General features: G+C 47.7%; 17 protein-coding genes. 2 read left to right on the top strand and 15 right to left on the bottom strand.

Features of this window, described 5'->3' with window-relative positions:
• Positions 1 to 8: 8 nt before the first annotated feature.
• Positions 9 to 1346, bottom strand: coding sequence for a transcription termination factor Rho (rho, locus tag ACFO4U_RS09130; protein ID WP_012727388.1), 1338 nt, complete (start codon positions 1344 to 1346; stop codon positions 9 to 11).
• A gap of 382 nt (positions 1347 to 1728) precedes the next feature.
• Between rho and ACFO4U_RS09135 the strand changes: the two genes are divergently transcribed.
• Entirely contained in the window at positions 1729 to 2424 is a 696-nt protein-coding gene (locus ACFO4U_RS09135) for a C40 family peptidase (RefSeq protein WP_159562984.1), read from the top strand.
• Between the two features lie 39 nt (positions 2425 to 2463).
• Here the strand turns inward: ACFO4U_RS09135 and ACFO4U_RS09140 are convergent, their stop codons facing one another.
• The 11 genes from ACFO4U_RS09140 to ACFO4U_RS09190 all read right to left on the bottom strand — a co-directional run bounded on the left by ACFO4U_RS09140 (position 2464) and on the right by ACFO4U_RS09190 (position 12266).
• Positions 2464 to 2949 (bottom strand): DUF421 domain-containing protein, encoded by a 486-nt coding sequence (locus tag ACFO4U_RS09140; RefSeq protein ID WP_196431277.1) that lies wholly within the window; start codon positions 2947 to 2949, stop codon positions 2464 to 2466.
• A 12-nt stretch (positions 2950 to 2961) separates the two neighbouring features.
• On the bottom strand, positions 2962 to 3732 hold the full coding sequence (locus ACFO4U_RS09145) for an ABC transporter permease (protein WP_159562986.1): 771 nt from the start codon (positions 3730 to 3732) through the stop codon (positions 2962 to 2964).
• Entirely contained in the window at positions 3722 to 4648 is a 927-nt protein-coding gene (locus ACFO4U_RS09150) for an ATP-binding cassette domain-containing protein (RefSeq protein ID WP_214783679.1), read from the bottom strand. The genes ACFO4U_RS09145 and ACFO4U_RS09150 overlap by 11 nt, the downstream gene beginning before the upstream one ends.
• An 87-nt stretch (positions 4649 to 4735) precedes the next feature.
• A complete protein-coding gene (glpX, locus tag ACFO4U_RS09155; protein ID WP_031422214.1) occupies positions 4736 to 5707 on the bottom strand; it encodes a class II fructose-bisphosphatase in 972 nt (323 codons plus the stop codon).
• Positions 5708 to 5721: 14 nt separating this feature from the next.
• Positions 5722 to 6978 carry a UDP-N-acetylglucosamine 1-carboxyvinyltransferase gene (gene murA, locus ACFO4U_RS09160; RefSeq protein ID WP_074035691.1) on the bottom strand — a complete coding sequence of 419 codons (1257 nt, stop codon included), beginning with the start codon at positions 6976 to 6978 and terminating at the stop codon, positions 5722 to 5724.
• A gap of 27 nt (positions 6979 to 7005) precedes the next feature.
• Positions 7006 to 7656, bottom strand: coding sequence for a fructose-6-phosphate aldolase (fsa, locus tag ACFO4U_RS09165; RefSeq protein ID WP_078147677.1), 651 nt, complete (start codon positions 7654 to 7656; stop codon positions 7006 to 7008).
• Between the two features lie 74 nt (positions 7657 to 7730).
• Positions 7731 to 8561 carry a hypothetical protein gene (locus tag ACFO4U_RS09170; protein WP_215243625.1) on the bottom strand — a complete coding sequence of 277 codons (831 nt, stop codon included), beginning with the start codon at positions 8559 to 8561 and terminating at the stop codon, positions 7731 to 7733.
• Positions 8562 to 8656: 95 nt separating this feature from the next.
• A complete protein-coding gene (gene fba, locus ACFO4U_RS09175; RefSeq protein ID WP_159562989.1) occupies positions 8657 to 9511 on the bottom strand; it encodes a class II fructose-1,6-bisphosphate aldolase in 855 nt (284 codons plus the stop codon).
• A gap of 161 nt (positions 9512 to 9672) precedes the next feature.
• Entirely contained in the window at positions 9673 to 10032 is a 360-nt protein-coding gene (locus ACFO4U_RS09180; RefSeq protein WP_074035685.1) for a response regulator, read from the bottom strand.
• A 91-nt stretch (positions 10033 to 10123) separates the two neighbouring features.
• Positions 10124 to 10483, bottom strand: a complete 360-nt coding sequence (locus ACFO4U_RS09185; RefSeq protein ID WP_214783691.1) for a YxeA family protein — start codon at positions 10481 to 10483, stop codon at positions 10124 to 10126.
• A gap of 124 nt (positions 10484 to 10607) precedes the next feature.
• Entirely contained in the window at positions 10608 to 12266 is a 1659-nt protein-coding gene (locus ACFO4U_RS09190; protein WP_031422206.1) for a glycerol-3-phosphate dehydrogenase/oxidase, read from the bottom strand.
• 261 nt (positions 12267 to 12527) lie between these two features.
• Here ACFO4U_RS09190 and ACFO4U_RS09195 point away from each other — a divergent pair, with 261 nt between their 5' ends.
• Positions 12528 to 13643 carry an NADH-dependent flavin oxidoreductase gene (locus ACFO4U_RS09195; protein ID WP_196431280.1) on the top strand — a complete coding sequence of 372 codons (1116 nt, stop codon included), beginning with the start codon at positions 12528 to 12530 and terminating at the stop codon, positions 13641 to 13643.
• A 38-nt stretch (positions 13644 to 13681) separates the two neighbouring features.
• Here ACFO4U_RS09195 and ACFO4U_RS09200 read toward each other — a convergent pair whose 3' ends face one another.
• From ACFO4U_RS09200 to ACFO4U_RS09210, 3 genes are all read right to left on the bottom strand, one after another.
• A complete protein-coding gene (locus tag ACFO4U_RS09200; protein WP_074035676.1) occupies positions 13682 to 15010 on the bottom strand; it encodes a polysaccharide deacetylase family protein in 1329 nt (442 codons plus the stop codon).
• Positions 15011 to 15124: 114 nt separating this feature from the next.
• Positions 15125 to 15673 (bottom strand): GNAT family N-acetyltransferase, encoded by a 549-nt coding sequence (locus tag ACFO4U_RS09205; protein WP_215243624.1) that lies wholly within the window; start codon positions 15671 to 15673, stop codon positions 15125 to 15127.
• 31 nt (positions 15674 to 15704) lie between these two features.
• Positions 15705 to 16547 (bottom strand): TVP38/TMEM64 family protein, encoded by an 843-nt coding sequence (locus ACFO4U_RS09210; protein WP_214690424.1) that lies wholly within the window; start codon positions 16545 to 16547, stop codon positions 15705 to 15707.
• Positions 16548 to 16607 lie beyond the last annotated feature (60 nt).

A 16607-nucleotide genomic window follows, 5' to 3' on the forward strand; every position in this document is an offset into this window, starting at 1 on the left:
TATAGGTTTTACAAGTCTGTTTTCGTTTTTTTCACCGGTCGTCTTTTTTTCTTATCTGCCTCTAGCGCAGCAAAAAAGTCGAGGTTTGTTTTCGTCTCACGGACACGGCGCAAGAACTGTTCGACGAAGTCCGGGGACTCGTTCATCGTACGACGAATCGTCCAGAGCGAATCGAGTTCGTCCTTCCCGAGTAACAACTCTTCTTTCCGTGTTCCCGAGCGACGAATGTCGATTGCTGGGAAGATTCGACGTTCGGCCAATTTCCGGTCTAGGTGCAGCTCCATGTTCCCTGTTCCTTTGAACTCTTCATAGATGACGTCGTCCATTCGCGATCCGGTATCGACGAGCGCTGTCGCGAGGATCGTCAAGCTGCCCCCATCTTCGATATTCCGCGCCGCTCCGAAGAACTTTTTCGGTTTGTGGAACGCCGCCGGGTCGATCCCCCCCGAGAGCGTCCGTCCGCTCGGTGGAACAGACAAGTTGTACGCACGCGTCAAGCGTGTGATGGAATCGAGCAGGATGACAACGTCTTTCTTATGTTCCACGAGACGCATCGCGCGTTCGAGAACGAGTTCTGAAATACGTGCATGGTTTTCCGGCGTCTCGTCAAAGGTCGAGAACGCCACGTCTGCGTCCGGTACAGAGCGTTGAATATCCGTCACTTCCTCCGGTCGTTCATCGATTAAAAGAATAATCAATTCGACGTTCGGATGATTCGTCGTGATCGAATTCGCAATCTCTTTTAAAAGCGACGTTTTCCCCGCTTTTGGTGGCGCCACAATTAACCCACGTTGGCCAAACCCGACTGGTGCAATCATATCCATGACACGAACCGAAAGATGTGTCGGCTCTGTCTCGAGCACCATCTGTTGTTCTGGATAAATCGGTGTCAATGCCGGGAAATAATCACGCGAACGCGTCGAATCCGTCGACTCTCCGTTGACAGCTTCCACACTTAACAACCCTTGGAATCGCTCATTCTCTTTTGGTTTACGGACCTTCCCTGTGACGAGGTCTCCGTTTCGAAGATTGAAGCGACGAATTTGCGATGCGGCGATATAAATGTCTTCGGAAGATTGAGAGTAGTTGATTGGTCGGAGGAATCCAAACCCGCCATCATTTTGAGACTGAGGATTCGGTGGAATGATCTCTAAAATGCCTTCGAGGAAATATAAATCTTTTGATTCAGCCTGTGATTTCAAAATACGAAACATGAGCTCACGTTTCCGTGCTTCTCGGAAGTTCGGTACTTTGACTTCTTTGGCAATCTCATATAATTCTTTCAACGTCTTCGTTTCAAGTTCACGAAGTGTATAGTTCTTTGTCGGTTCTGTCTGTTGACTCATTCAAGTCACCTATCTTTCTACATTTCATTACAAGAAGAATTCAACTTGATTCATTTGTTCTGCCATCATCTAACCACATTTTGCCCGTGCCGTCACCGTGCAAAAATCACCTTTTGTTCAATCGTTTCCCTCTTGTACAAATCCTTACACAGTAAAAGATAGTTTTGTAACAAAATAAGTGCTATATCCACATATTGTTTCATTTTTGTTACAAGAAAACACTTTTTTGACTTGCGATTGAAAAATGCTATCGGTCTTGCGCATGATATAGTTTATTTGCACAGGAAACCGGGTATATCCCGCAACTTGTGCTCTACCATTAAAAATTACTCGATTTGTCATATACGAATGTCTTGATTTTAAAAACGGAGGGATTTATACAATGTTAAAGCGTATCGCATCAATCGTCGTCGCTGCCACTGTCGCTTTCTCGGGTCTTATGTTCTCAACAGGTGAACAAGCAGAAGCCGCTACCGGTACATTTGCTTACTCGAAAGTAAACGGTTTGAACATCCGTACTGCCCCGTCACTTACATCATCGAAAGTCGTCGCGAAAATGGATAAAGGTCAACGCTATACATACCTTGGTAAATCCGGTTCGTTCTATAAAATCAACTACAAAGGCACACACCGTTATATCTCAGCTTCTTCAACGTACACATACTTGAAAGCGAACACGTCGACATCAACAACGGTTTCAACGTCATCTTCTAGCAAACGTTCGAAACTTGTCGCTGAATCGAAGAAATATCTCGGAACACCGTATCGCTATGGTGGAACAACAACTTCAGGGTTTGACTGCTCAGGATATACTGGACACGTGTACAAGAAAGCAATCGGAAAAACACTACCACGTTCTTCACGTCAGCAATACTCAAGCGCGAAGAAAATCTCGAAGTCATCGATCCAAGCAGGCGATCTCGTCTTCTTCTCACATTCAGGCGGAACGATTCAACACGTCGGAATGGCACTTAGCAAAACACAAATGATCAACTCAGAAACAGGCGGCGTGAAATACGCGAGCTTCACTTCTGGATACTGGGCACCACGCTATGTAGGCGCTGGATCATATCTCTAATACAATATCACGACTCGGTTCATCGGAACCGAGTCGTTTTTATTTGTTCACATGTTCCATTACATGACGAGAGTCTTTCAAAACAGAAAACGTTCCATCCGTTTCTATGATTACTGCTTCGACTTGTCCTAGAGGAGTGCCACTTGATCGAATCGCTTGAATGACCTCGATCTCTAAAATTCGTTCTTTTTGTAGATGTTCTCTCAAATAATCTCCTTTATAAAACAGTAGAGTTGGTTCTGATTTAATCATTTGATTCACAATGGAGAATCGCTTAGATAGTTTCGCTAATATATATTGTAAGACAATTAGTGTACCGAACGCAGTCAGTCCAGCCAATAAAGAGGTTTGTTGACTAGTCAAGGTCGTTGCCAAAATAGAACCAAGTGCAACCGTCACAATAAAATCAAATGCATTCATTTTTGCCAATGTACGCTTACCAGAAACACGCAACATGAGAATGATAGAAATATATGCTCCAATCCCTGTTAAAATAATCCGAATCATCGTTGATAGTTCCTGCATCAAACTCCTCCCTTATTTTTGCTTCAATGCCCCTCTCGCGTTCGTTGCCGCAAAGACGATCATGAGTACACTCATCGTACCCGCGACTGCGAGCCCTGCAGATAAGGCACCCCAGTCAATCTCCGGCTGAGTCAGAACCGCTCGCATCCCTTCGAAAATATACGTGGTTGGATTGAACGTCGCCGCCACTTTCAACCATTCGGCTTCAATCAATTCTTTCGGAACGAACGTCGTCGACAGGAAAATTAAAGGAAAGAACAACAACGTCCCTGCCTGTGCCGCTTGTGCATTTCGTGTTTTCAAGGCGACGCCCACTGAATATCCTGCGAAACCAAGTCCAAATCCGATTGCGAGTAATACTGTGAAAAAGAATCCAGCGGCACCGACAGGAATCGTGAGACCGAGGAGAAACGCGACAGCAAAAATAAGTAGCGTTTGGACGAGTAATTGCAACATCCCCGCAATCATCGGTCCGAGCACAATCGCCGTACGGGTCGCCGGTGTCAACAAGAGCCGTGCGAAATAGCCACTCTCAATATCTCGGACAAGCGCCTGACCCGTGCCTCCCGCTCCCCCGACTGCACCTGAAACAATGGATACGGGTAAGATGAAATTCAAATAGTCGCTCCCTTCGAACTGAGGCAACGAGGCCACGCTCGACAAGCCGCTCGTATACACGAGTAAAAAGAATACAGAAATGATCAAGTTCGGGATGAATGAAAACGGATTTCGAATAGTCGTCAGCAAACTCCGTTTCGTGAATAGCCATGTCTCAGTCCACACGGATCTCGCCTCCTTCATACGATTCGCCTGTCACTTTCAAGAATACATCATCGAGCGATGGTTGCTTGACAGTCAATCGTTCAGGCTGCAACCCTTGTTCATCCAAGGAACGAACAATCTCAGTCAACGTCATGTCACGTAACTCAAACGATACATGTGTGCCATTCGAAGATGTATGAAATCGCGTCGCGGCAAGGGTCGCTTCAGATTCTGTAGCGAAGTCCATCGAAATCGTCTCTCCACCGACGAGCTGTTTCAATTCCTCGGCCGTTCCTTCACTCACAATCTTCCCGTGATTGATGATTGCAATCCGGTCAGCCAACTCATCTGCCTCCTCTAAGTATTGGGTCGTTAAAAAAATCGTCGTCCCGAATTCCTCGTTCAATCGGCGTACTTCATTCCAAATTTCGATTCGGCTCGCCGGATCGAGTCCGGTCGTCGGTTCGTCTAAAAACAAGACCGTCGGACGATGGACGAGTGTGAGAGCCAAGTCGAGACGTCGTCGCATCCCACCGGAATAGGTACCACTCCGGCGATCGGCCGCATCCGTCAGTGAAACGACTTCGAGTAACTCATCGGCTCGACGTTGCGCCTCTTCATTCGACATCTTAAACAAACGCCCTTGTAAGACAAGGAGCTCTCGTCCCGTCAACACTTTATCGATTCCTGTTTCTTGTAAGGCAACTCCAATCGATAATCGGACATCTTTTTCTTGTTTAACGACATCGAATCCATTGACTCGTGCCACTCCAGATGTCGGTCTCACGAGTGTCGTCAACATTTGCACCGTCGTCGATTTACCCGCACCGTTCGGACCTAAAAACGCAAAGATTTCTCCTTCTTTCACGAAAAATGACACGTCATCGACAGCTGGAACATCCTTGAATGTTTTGACGAGTCCTTCAACCTGAATCATCACACCCACCTCCTGACTATCCATTCCCGTTTTCTGACGCTTTCACCACAAAAAAGTCGTGGACGTTTTCACATCCACGACTTCTGATTATTCTGGTTTCATGACCATTTTTGGTTTTTTCTTAAGTGAGTGGTTCCCTTCGACGAAACGAACGGTACCGGACTTGGCACGCATGACGACCGAATGGGTCTGTCCGCCTTGTGACGTGAATTGGACTCCACGTAACAGCTCACCATCTGTGACGCCGGTCGCCGCAAAGATACAATCTTCACCTTTCACCAAATCATTGAGGAGGAGGATTCGATCCGTATCTTCGATTCCCATGTCATGGCAACGTTGTTTCTGCGCTTCATCTTCCGGGAGCAAACGCCCTTGGAAGTCTCCACCTAAACACTTCATTGCGACTGCAGCGATGACACCTTCTGGCGCCCCGCCTGAACCGAGCAACAAATCGACACCCGTTTTCGGGAAAGCGGTGTTGATGGCCGCGGCGACGTCCCCGTCCGGAATCAATTTGATTCGCGCACCGGTCGCGCGGACACGTTGAATGGTTTCTTCGTGACGGTCCCGATGTAAAATCGTGACGACGACATCTTCCACGTTTTTCTTCTTCGCTTTCGCCACGATTTCAATGTTCTCTTCAATCGAGTTGTCGAGACTGACGAGACCTGCCGCTTCCGGTCCGACGGCAATTTTATCCATGTACATGTCTGGAGCATGAAGGAGATCGCCTGCATCCGCGACCGCGAGAACCGCAAGTGCTCCCCACGTTCCGGTCGCTACGATGTTTGTCCCTTCTAACGGATCGACTGCGACATCGAGACGAGAACCGTAGCCATTTCCGACTTTTTCTCCGATGTATAGCATCGGGGCCTCATCCATCTCCCCTTCACCGATGACGACAATCCCTTTCATCGGAATCGTGTCAAATACGTCGCGCATGGCCGTCGTTGCCGCATCATCCGCTTCGACTTTCAATCCTCGTCCCATCCAACGGGCTGAAGCAAGTGCCGCCGCTTCTGTCACCCGAACCAGTTCCATCGATAAACTTCGTTCCACCCGAAATCTCCCCTTTATACCTCGGTTTGTTCCTCCACCCAAACGAGCGCACCGAGTTGTTTTAATTTGCCAACAAAGTCGACATACGAATCATTCAGTCGTTCCGCATGTAGTAGCGTCGATTCACCAGAAGCTTGGAGCGCTGACAGTACCAGGGCCGCAGCACTCCGTGCATCGGTGCATTCCATCTCTGCGTTCGCCAGCTTATTGCCGCCACGAATCACAGCCGATGCATCCTCCAGTGTAATTTGCGCATTCATCCGTCGCATCTCGGCGATGTGGCGGAATCGTTGCGCATACAATTTATCGGTGACAACACTCGTTCCGTCAGCTTTTAATAAGGCTGCCGTCATCACCGGTTGCAAGTCGCTCGGATACCCCGAGTAATGGAACACCCGAATATCTGTTGGCATGAATTGGTTCGCCGTCACGGTAATTGACTCCTCACCGACCTCGACGTCCGCTCCGAAATCCAACAGTTTTTGAATGACCCCTTCGAGATGTGTCGGAATGACCGGTTGGACGGTCACACGACCGGACACTGCACCGAACATCATGAACGTTCCAGCTTCGAGACGATCTGGAATGAGTGTGTGCGTACAACCATGGAGGCGTTCCACCCCTTTAATTCGAATCTCATCCGTTCCGGCCCCACTCACATGTGCACCCATCGATGTGAGCATGGTCGCCACATCGACGACTTCCGGATCGCAAGCCGCGTTTTCGATGACCGTCGTCCCTGTCGCTAGAACAGCCGCAAGCATTGCACTCACGGTTGCCCCAAACGACCGCAAGTCCAAGTAAATTCGATTCCCAACAAGTTCATCGACCCGGACATGATAGAGACCTGATTCATTCTCAACATGAATGCCGAGACGTTCCAACGCTTTCAAATGTAAGTCAATCGGCCGTGGACCAATCGCATATCCTCCAGGTAACCCAACCGCCCCTTTTCCAAAGCGAGCCGCGAAGACCCCGAGTAAATAGACAGCGGCACGGACTTTGCGCGTCTCAGAACCGAGGAGAGGCATTGCGACTGCTTCATTCGAATGAATCGTCATTCGTTCGCCATCCCGCTCTACCCGAACCCCTAACTCTTTTAACAAATTGACCATCACTTCCACATCTTCAATCATCGGAACGTTTTCAATCGTCACCGACTCTTCCGTGAGAAGTGCAGCCACAAGGCAAGGGAGAGCGCTCTGTTTCGCTCCGCTAATCTCGACGGTTCCTTCTAGTTTTTGCTGCCCAACGATATGGAGAATTTCCACGCTGATCAAAACCTTTCTACGACGGACTTATTTGGATTGAGCGTTGTTCCAATCCGCTAAAAACTGCTCAATGCCTTTGTCTGTGAGCGGATGTTTCATCATTTGTTCGATAACTTTGTAAGGGACTGTGGCAATGTCAGCCCCAAGGAGTGCAGCTTTTGTCACGTGAACCGGATGACGCACAGATGCTGCGATAATTTCTGTCTCGATGCCATGGATTGCGAAGATGTTCGCAATGGTCTCAACTAAATCAAGCCCATCTTGTCCGATGTCATCCAAGCGTCCGATGAATGGAGAAACGTATGATGCCCCGGCACGTGCCGCAAGTAACGCTTGGTTAGCGTTAAAGATGAGCGTGACGTTTGTCTTGATTCCAAGCTCCTTGAACTGTTTTACCGCTTGCATCCCCGCTGGTGTCATCGGTACCTTTACCGTAATATTCGGCGCGATGGCGGCAAGTTCCTTTCCTTCTTCCACCATACCCGACGCATCGAGTGCAATAACTTCGGCGCTGACCGAGAGATCCCCGACGATCTCACAGATTTCACGAAGTCTTGTATGGAAATCGACACCTTCTTTGGCGACGAGCGATGGATTCGTCGTCACGCCTCCAATGACGCCCATTTGATGAGCTTTTTTAATGTCTTCCACATTTGCTGTGTCAATGAAAAAACGCATATGTGTCTCCTCCTTAATTTGTGATCGCTTACAATCTCTATTATGAGGAAAGTCATGTCGAATTGCTATACCCTTTACGTCAACGATGCGATTGCAAGCATCGATCCTACGACAAGGCCTATCCCAGCGAGCGTCCCGAAAAATGACCATTTCATAATTTTACTTTGCTTCACATAGTATGCTTGGTGTGGTCCTTCTTTCAAACGTTCCAATCCGTGGGTTTCAATCCAATTCGTTGCTGCCTTCTGCTCATCTGCTACAAGATCGCCGGTGTAGACAAATGGAACGATTTCTTCCGGACGACTCAACCGTTCAAATCGCTCACGTCGTGTCGAGATATTCGCACCAATCCAATACAATTCTTTTGGTGTGTAAAATAGCGGAATTCCCTGCTCATGGAAAGATTTTATCCATTGATCAAAGGCAACTAGATCACGTTGATCGAACAAGATTTCCATGGCATCATCTTTTGTCATAATCGATAGCATCGGAGTGTACTCTACCGTAGGACGACCAATCCGAACCGTCGGAGACGGCTGTGTCTTTCGGACAATCGCCGGGAAGAAGACGATTTGTCGAATCGCTGAGATTGGAAATGATTGCTCGACCGACTCGCCCGGTTCATGCCGATACGTCACACCCTCGATGCTCGTTGCGGTCATTTCGTATCTAGAGTGATTCCGTTCTTTCCAAAATAAACGACGGAACGTGTTCGTAAACCAATACACCCCAAACCCACCGATGGCGACTAAGACTAACAATGGAATAAGCCAAGGTACCGGATAATAATAAATTAAAACGAGTGGGGCAGCGGCTAATGCTAAAGAAAGACCAATCAACACGACTGCTCCATATACATAAAAGATTCGCCAAAACAATTCTGTCGGTCGCTCGTTATAAATCACAAAGACTCCCCCTTTTTTTCACCATATATGTATACGTTCCCTAAATCATCAAAAAAAGGCTGACTCTACAAAAGAGTCAGCCTTTCAGGACAGGATTAAGCTTGGTTGCTTGAACCAAACTCACGCATCTTGCCAGTAACGACGTTATAAATCGCTTCGATACCAGGTCCGATAATTTTACGTGGGTCATATACTTTTGCATCAGCAGCAACTTTCTCACGTACTGCACGAGTCCATTCTTGTTGGCACTCAGTGTTGACGTTGATTTTGCTGTGGCCGAGCTCGATTGCTTTTTTGATTTGGTGCTCAGGAATTCCTGATCCGCCGTGAAGAACGAGTGGTGTTTTAGTCGCTTCCGCGATTTCTTCCATCTCTTTGAATCCAAGTTTTGGCTCGCCTTGGTATTCACCGTGTACAGAACCGAGTGCTGCAGCAAGTGCATCCACTTTCGCTTCTTTTACAACACGTACACACTCATCGAGGTCAGCGTATTGTACGCCACCAACAACGCCGTCTTCTTCGCCGCCAACTGTACCAACTTCTGCCTCAACAGAAGCACCTTTAGCGTGCGCGTACTCGACAACTTGTTTCGTCATTTCGATGTTTTCATCGATTGGGTGGTGTGAACCGTCAATCATGACTGACGTGAAACCAGCGTCGATCGCTGCTTTACACTTATCGAATGAAGAACCGTGGTCAAGGTGGATTGCAACTGGAACAGTGATGTTGTAGTCGTGCATAAGACCTTCAACCATTTTGACAACTGTCGTGAAGCCACCCATGTACTTCGCTGCACCTTCTGATACACCGAGGATTACTGGTGATTTCTCGTCTTCCGCAGCGCGAAGAATCGCTTGCGTCCACTCGAGGTTGTTGATGTTGAATTGGCCGACTGCATACTTGCCTTCGAATGCTTTGTTAAGCATTTCTGTCATTGATACTAATGGCATAATGACATCCTCCTGTCTGTTCGCTATTATACACGTTTGGGAAAAGTTCCCCCGTGCAATTCGTTCCCATTATAACACACCGTAAAACATGTGCCTATGCTATTCGGGCATAGAAATGGCTTAGCGCAAGCGTTTACATATGTCATCTTGGTGACGAAACGTCAAATTTTCAAGACTTCTTTCACTTTTCCAATCATCCCATAAATATCAAACGGCTTCTCAAATTGTGCCGTGATCCCGAGACGACGCACTTCTTCAATCACCGTTTCTTCCCCAAATGCCGTCATGATCATGACGGGTGTGTCTAACTGTTTCTCGCGCATGCGACGTAATACTTCGTGTCCAAACATACGAGGCATATTCATATCGAGCAATACCAAATCATATTGCTCCCGCTCTAAAAATTCCCAGGCGCTGATGCCGTCTTGCGCCGTGTCCACGTCTACACCCATGTTCGTGAACACTTGCGCGAGCATCGTACGAATTCCGTCCTGGTCATCTGCTATTAACATCCGTGACATGCATGTCCCTTCTTTCATTCATCATTTACCATATTCAAACAATTTAACCTTACCAAACTCATCTCTTTTTCGCGACGTCTATCTTTTGAAATCAAGGGAACGATGGCCCGGAATTCTCTTCTTCCTGTTCTTCCTTCAACTGTTCAGGTACGTCTAGCACATTCACCTGCTCGTAGTCGGTCACTTCCGCATCTTCTTCTTTCACAAATACTCGCAGATAGTTCCCTTCCGGTAACAACCCCGTGGTGGCAATAGACAGAGGACGTTTTTTCCCATCCTCGTCGTACCCGATGAGATCATAGCGATAACCACCCGAGGTTTGTGTCGCCACTTCTGCACTTGGGACTTTGACATAATAGACATCGGCTAACAATCGATTAGGATCGACATAACGCCACCCTACTACTAATAGAATGCCAATCAATAGGATGGCAACGAGGTTTCGTTTCATAAAAAATTCTCCCTCAATCTAAGAATCACTACTTATGAGGTATACCGTTATTCCGAATCGATGAAACCATGACACAAAAAAGGTTCATCCTATTTAGAATGAACCTTTCCTGCAATGCAGTGCATTACGATTCGACAGTCACAGGCACAACTGCGATTTCAATCTCCTTCTCCACTTCTTCACGCTCTTCTTTCAAACGCTCATCCGACCATTTGAAGACGTCGGCCATGCAACGAAGGACACCTTCTTTGTGTTGACGGACGAAATCGATATCAAAGAACATCGCACCGGTCCGGCGAATCAAGAAGTCGATGGCGCGTACGACCGATTCTTCTTCAATGCCATAAATCAACTGTGCATAGACGACCTCTGGCAAGTCATACGCGTTCGAGTCCATCCGCTCGATGACACGATCGATATTCGATCCGTATAGACGGACGAGTTCTTCCGCGTGCCCCGCGTCGAGACCGTGATTTTGAAGTTCTTTCGTTTTCTTCTCGAGGAAGTCTTTGAACCCTTTCGATCCGCCGACGTGACCACCTGACATCGGCATATGCTTCGTCCGGCTTGCCAAGTAGACGACGCCCTCTTCTTCTTTTAATAATTTCGCGACAAGGTCGACGACCGTTTCTGACATCTTCCGATACCCTGTCAATTTACCGCCGGCAATCGTGATCAAGCCGCTGTCTGACTGCCAAATTTCGTCCTTACGTGAAATTTCAGAAGGGTCTTTTCCTTCCTCATAAATCAACGGACGAATACCCGCCCAGCTTGATTCCACATCATCTGCCGTGACATGAACGTCTGGGAACATATAATGGATTGCATCCAAAATATAATCGCGGTCCTCTGTCGTCATGCGTGGATGCGCTTTGTTTTTATCAAAGAACGTATCCGTCGTTCCGACGTACGCTTTGTTTCCGCGTGGAATGGCAAAGACCATGCGCCCGTCTGGTGTGTCGAAATAAATTGCCTGTTTGAGTGGGAATTTCGATTGATCGATGACAAGGTGAATTCCCTTCGTCAAACGAAGCTGTTTGCCTTTTTTCGAGTTGTCTTCTTCCCGTAACTCATCGACCCATGGACCAGTCGCATTGATGATTTTTTTCGCATAGACGTCATATGTCGACCCATCGATTTGGTCTTCGACGTGTACCCCCGCCACTTTGCCGTTCTCGTAAATCAGCCCGGTCACTTTGGCATAGTTCATAAGAAGCGCGCCGTGATTCGCGGCCTCTTTCGCCACTTCGATTGTCAATCGTGCATCATCCGTCCGATACTCGACATAGTATCCACCACCAACTAAGTCATCTTTTTTGACGAGCGGTGCTTTTTTGATGACTTCATTCGGTTTGAGCATCATTCGACGTTCTGCCCGTTTGACGCCTGCGAGGAAGTCATACACCATGAGTCCGATTGAAGTTGAGAAAGGACCAAACGTGCCTCCCTTGTGCATCGGTAATAGCATCTGTTCCGGTGTCGTGACATGTGGACCGTTCTCATACACGATGGCACGCTCTTTCCCGACTTCTGCGACGAGCGCCACTTCAAATTGTTTCAAATAGCGGAGTCCCCCGTGAACAAGTTTCGTCGAACGGCTTGACGTCCCGGCCGCAAAGTCTTGCATTTCGAGAACCGCTGTCTTCATCCCACGTGACGACGCATCGAGCGCAATCCCTGCTCCGGTTATCCCTCCACCGACAACAAGAACGTCATGACGTTCGCTTGTCAGTTGTTCGTATCGTTTCGCTCGTTCTTTCGCTGAGAAATTTCTGATTTCCATCTTATTCCCTCCTATAGTAAGTACGGTTCAATGAATAGAAAAAGAGACCACAACAAAAACAAGGCTTCCCCCTTCTGTTGTGGTCTCTCTATTGTCTCGAACCGAATATCAACTTTTCTTCTGTATTATACCCTATTCTTTTCAGTTCAATCATCTCTTACGCTTGCGCAATCTGTAATGTGTTCATTCACAAGCATCCGACTCGCATTTTTGAGTCGAGAAGCTTAGACTTCAAGGTATCATGTTGAAGGAGGATTTCAGATGAAACGTATGTTACAACCTTTTCAATTCAAAAATGGGGTCGAAGTACCGAACCGACTCGTCTTGGCTCCGATGACACATTACTCATCAGAACCAACGGGCGAAGTATCCGAGCATGAGCTCGCCTACTATCGGAAACGGGCGCAAAACGTCGGGCTTGCGATTACAGCATGCGCGTACGTGACAGAAGACGGGAAAGGTTTCCCGAACGCATTCGGGGTCAATGACGACAAATTCATCCCGGGTCTCCGTCAATTGGCGGAAAGTTTAAAAGCGGAAGGTGCAAAAGCCATCCTTCAAATTTTCCACGCTGGACGGATGTCACCACCTGAACTCGTCCCGAACGAACAACCTGTCAGTGCAAGTGCTGTCGCGCCTGTCCGAGAAGGCGCCGTCACACCACGTGCCCTCGAGACATCAGAGGTCGAAGCCATTATCGAGGCGTTCGGTGAAGCGACGCGTCGGGCCATCGAAGCCGGGTTTGATGGCGTCGAGATTCACGGAGCGAACACCTACTTGATTCAACAATTCTTCTCACCGCACTCAAATCGCCGTGAAGATCGCTTCGGCGGTGATGTTCATGGACGTTTGACGTTCCCACGCGAAGTCATTCGTCGTGTGAAAGAAGCAGCTGCAGATGCAGAAGACTTCTTAGTCGGCTATCGTTTCTCACCGGAAGAAATCGAAGAGCCAGGAATCACACTCGACGACACGGATGTGTTACTCGATATGATTTTAGAAGAGGGCGTCGATTATATTCACGCTTCTCTCTGGAACTTCAATACAGCTTCCATGCGTGACGAGAATGTCACGGAGCGTTCGATAGACCGCATCGCCAATCGAATCAATGGTGCCATCCCACTCATCGGAGTCGGGCAACTCCAACGTCCGGCCCAAGTGGAAGACGCACTCGACGTCGTCGATTTTGCCGCACTCGGTCGCGAACTGATCATCGATCCACAATGGCTGGAAAAAGTGGAATCGGACCGCGAAGACGAGATCGAGACAGAACTCGACTTGAACAAACAAGCCGAACTCGCTGTCCCAGCTCCGCTATGGAACGCCATCACGACACGTGCCGGTTGGTTCCCAATTAAAGATCAAGAAGTGAAATAAAAAAATGAACCTGCCGTTTATCACGGCGGGTTCATTTACTATTTCAACGTCAAGAGCTCACTCATCGTCACAAACGTGTACCCTTCACGTTTCAGCGCATCGAGAACTTTCGGCAACCCTTCAGCTGTGGACTCATGAATATCATGCATCAAGACAACAGCACTTGGATGGACATTGTCCATAATCAAGCGATACATTTGATCGGCATTACGGTGACTCCAATCAAGAGAATCGACCGTCCATAGTGCAAGGGTCTGCTCCTTTGTCTGAATGATCTGCTCAATCATTTCATTTTTAGCCCCGTATGGTGGACGAACCAATGATGGGCGTTGTCCCGTAAGCCTCTCAATTCGTTCATCAACCTGTTCGAGTTCCTCTTTGACTCCCTTCTCAGACAATTGTGTCAAATCCGGGTGATGTTCAGTATGATTTGCTAGCTCATGACCTGACAACGCTACTTGTCTCGCTACATCAGGATAGAATTCCATCTGACTCCCTAACATAAAGAACGTAGCACGCGCTTGGTATTTCTCAAGTGTCTCAAGAATGTGAGGTGTCACAATCGGATGGGGTCCATCATCGAACGTCAGTGCAACATATTTCCCATTGGGTTCAAGCGGCTTATTTGAGGGACTCATGATTGGAGAATCTTCTTGTGCAGTGGGCGTATCTAATTCGGATAACAAAAACGGCTCAACTTCCTTCATCGGAATATGAACTTCTACCACACCTGCCGCTCCCGCCGCCACTTCATACTCGTCAAATATGACATCTAGACCAGAGGACGTCAGTATCCACTTCGTCGATTTAGGGTGTTTAATCGCTTCACGTAACTGATCCTCAAATACGTATTCTTGATGTTGTAATTGTGTGATGACGCTATGCTTGAACCATTCTAATGCATGTTGGTCATCACGTAAGACATCATCCCATTCAACGAACGTTCCGTCCGAAAGGTTCATCCGAAATACGTCGACAGTGGTTTGACCATTCGCACCACCAGTGAATGCATAAGTATGAACGACTAGCGTGTATTCAGTCTGATTCGTTTGATATGTATCGGTCTGAATATTTAAGTGACCCGTTTGACCGTGACTAGGGGTGAGGTTGTGTTGAAATGCTTCTTTCTTTTCTAAAATGAATGCATCCAGCTCCTCGTTTAGCATTTCATAATCCGTTCTCGGAACAGAGATTGATGTCGTATATCTTTTCGCTTGTTCACTCTCTACCGTTAAGTGTAACCCGGGGTATTGTCCGGTAAAGGATGGTGTCGGAACTTTTTTAATCGTCGGGGCGGCTCCCGCGATGTAATACCATGTGCCCATCCCAATCAATAACATCACAATAACTAACATGTGTCGTTTCATTCTTATTCTCTCCTATTTAATTCAATCGATTCGATTGTAGCAAACTCTTCACGAATGAAATCGTCAATATGGCGACAAATATATACAAAATCATACAAAACAGGTACGTCGTCTTTAAATAGACGGCGTACCTGTTTTCATCCATTCTTCGCGTAACATGCCCATCCGAATCGAATCGTAGCGTTTCGCGTTCACGACACGCACTTGACGAATTCGACCTTCAAGCTGCATCCCTACTTTTTCAGCGACCCGCATCATTCGCTCGTTCCCTGACCATGTCGTCAATCCCACGCGGACGACCGGTAACGTTTCAAACAAATGTTTCGTCCATAGACGAAGGGCACGCGTCCCGACACCTCGATTCCAGCGGTCGGATTGATGCAAGATGATGCCCATCTCGAGCCACTCTCGTCCGGCATCTTCGAAATAATAGGAAACCGTGCCATATACCGTTCCACTGACCTCAATGACCCACATGTCTTCTTTTTTGATGAACGATCGCTCGATTTGCTGAAACTCTTCGTAAGACTTTGACTTGTGTTCGAAGTAAGGCGCGTCCCACTGTTTCCATTCCGGTACCGCATCTCGATAAATCAATTCCCAGAGTCGTGATAGATCCTGTTCTTCAATCGGTCGAATGACCACTTCTTGATCTTGTCGCATGTTGTCTTCCTCTCTATAAATCGTCCTTACCTTATTCTTGTGTCCCGTTCGAATCTCCTTTTTTTCGTTTGCGCCAAATGAACGCAAGAATCAAGACAATCACACTTGCCATGACAGAAGCGATCGCGATTGGACTCGAATCGGTCATAAACAATTGTCCAATCGAGACAGAATAAGCAAGTCCGAACGACGTGACGAGTTTTGCCCCGAACGCGATACCCGCAAAGCGCAGAAACGGTACACGACTAAACCCCGCAGCGAGACAGATGACCTCGTCAGGTAAAATCGGAATGATAAATAAGACGAGCAAGACACCAAGACCGTATCGATCGACATATCGATCGTACGTCTTCAGTTTTTCTTCATCGACCCAACGAATCATGCGCCCTCGACCAAATCGGGCCAGTCCATACATGACAAAGATTCCAAGTGTCGTCGCAACGCTTCCGACCAAAGCGGCACGAAACGGTCCGAGCGCGACACTCCCAATCGGCACGCTGACCGCTTCCGGAACGGGTAACGCAATAGGTTGTAAAAAGCTAAATGCTGCAAACACCCAGACCGCCTGTCGTTCATATTGTTCTAGTAAACGATCCAATCCGTATGTGTCATAAAGGATGAGTCCGAATGAAACATAATAGACGAGAACGAAAATCAAGAAGAGAGAGAACGTGATCTTCCACATCTGCTTTAGGATGACGTTCGAGCCGTCCCGAATCGCCCGAAGTAACCCGACCGAGAGGGCGAGTAAAACAACACCTGTCCAGCCAAGTTGATACGGCAATAAAAGGGAAGGCAAGACGACGAACGGCAACAGACTGAGCGCGACAAGCCCTAATCCATATCCAAGATAAATCGAATGTCGTTCTTTCATGTGCCCTCACCCTCTCCCCGTTCTACTTTTAGTGTACCCACAAAGTGATAGGGATGTATC

This window comes from Exiguobacterium profundum (assembly GCF_042652865.1).
GTDB classification, from domain to species: Bacteria; Bacillota; Bacilli; order Exiguobacteriales; family Exiguobacteriaceae; genus Exiguobacterium; species Exiguobacterium profundum.

Coding starts and splice junctions, on each gene's coding strand:
- rho (WP_012727388.1), bottom strand. CDS start 1,346: ATGAGTCAACAGACAGAACCGACAAAGAACTATACACTTCGTGAACTT.
- fba (WP_159562989.1), bottom strand. CDS start 9,511: ATGCCATTAGTATCAATGACAGAAATGCTTAACAAAGCATTCGAAGGC.
- ACFO4U_RS09150 (WP_214783679.1), bottom strand. CDS start 4,648: ATGATTCAGGTTGAAGGACTCGTCAAAACATTCAAGGATGTTCCAGCT.
- fsa (WP_078147677.1), bottom strand. CDS start 7,656: ATGCGTTTTTTCATTGACACAGCAAATGTGGAAGACATTAAAAAAGCT.
- ACFO4U_RS09185 (WP_214783691.1), bottom strand. CDS start 10,483: ATGAAACGAAACCTCGTTGCCATCCTATTGATTGGCATTCTATTAGTA.
- ACFO4U_RS09135 (WP_159562984.1), top strand. CDS start 1,729: ATGTTAAAGCGTATCGCATCAATCGTCGTCGCTGCCACTGTCGCTTTC.
- ACFO4U_RS09140 (WP_196431277.1), bottom strand. CDS start 2,949: ATGCAGGAACTATCAACGATGATTCGGATTATTTTAACAGGGATTGGA.
- ACFO4U_RS09205 (WP_215243624.1), bottom strand. CDS start 15,673: ATGCGACAAGATCAAGAAGTGGTCATTCGACCGATTGAAGAACAGGAT.
- ACFO4U_RS09190 (WP_031422206.1), bottom strand. CDS start 12,266: ATGGAAATCAGAAATTTCTCAGCGAAAGAACGAGCGAAACGATACGAA.
- ACFO4U_RS09210 (WP_214690424.1), bottom strand. CDS start 16,547: ATGAAAGAACGACATTCGATTTATCTTGGATATGGATTAGGGCTTGTC.
- ACFO4U_RS09200 (WP_074035676.1), bottom strand. CDS start 15,010: ATGAAACGACACATGTTAGTTATTGTGATGTTATTGATTGGGATGGGC.
- ACFO4U_RS09180 (WP_074035685.1), bottom strand. CDS start 10,032: ATGTCACGGATGTTAATAGCAGATGACCAGGACGGAATTCGTACGATG.
- ACFO4U_RS09195 (WP_196431280.1), top strand. CDS start 12,528: ATGAAACGTATGTTACAACCTTTTCAATTCAAAAATGGGGTCGAAGTA.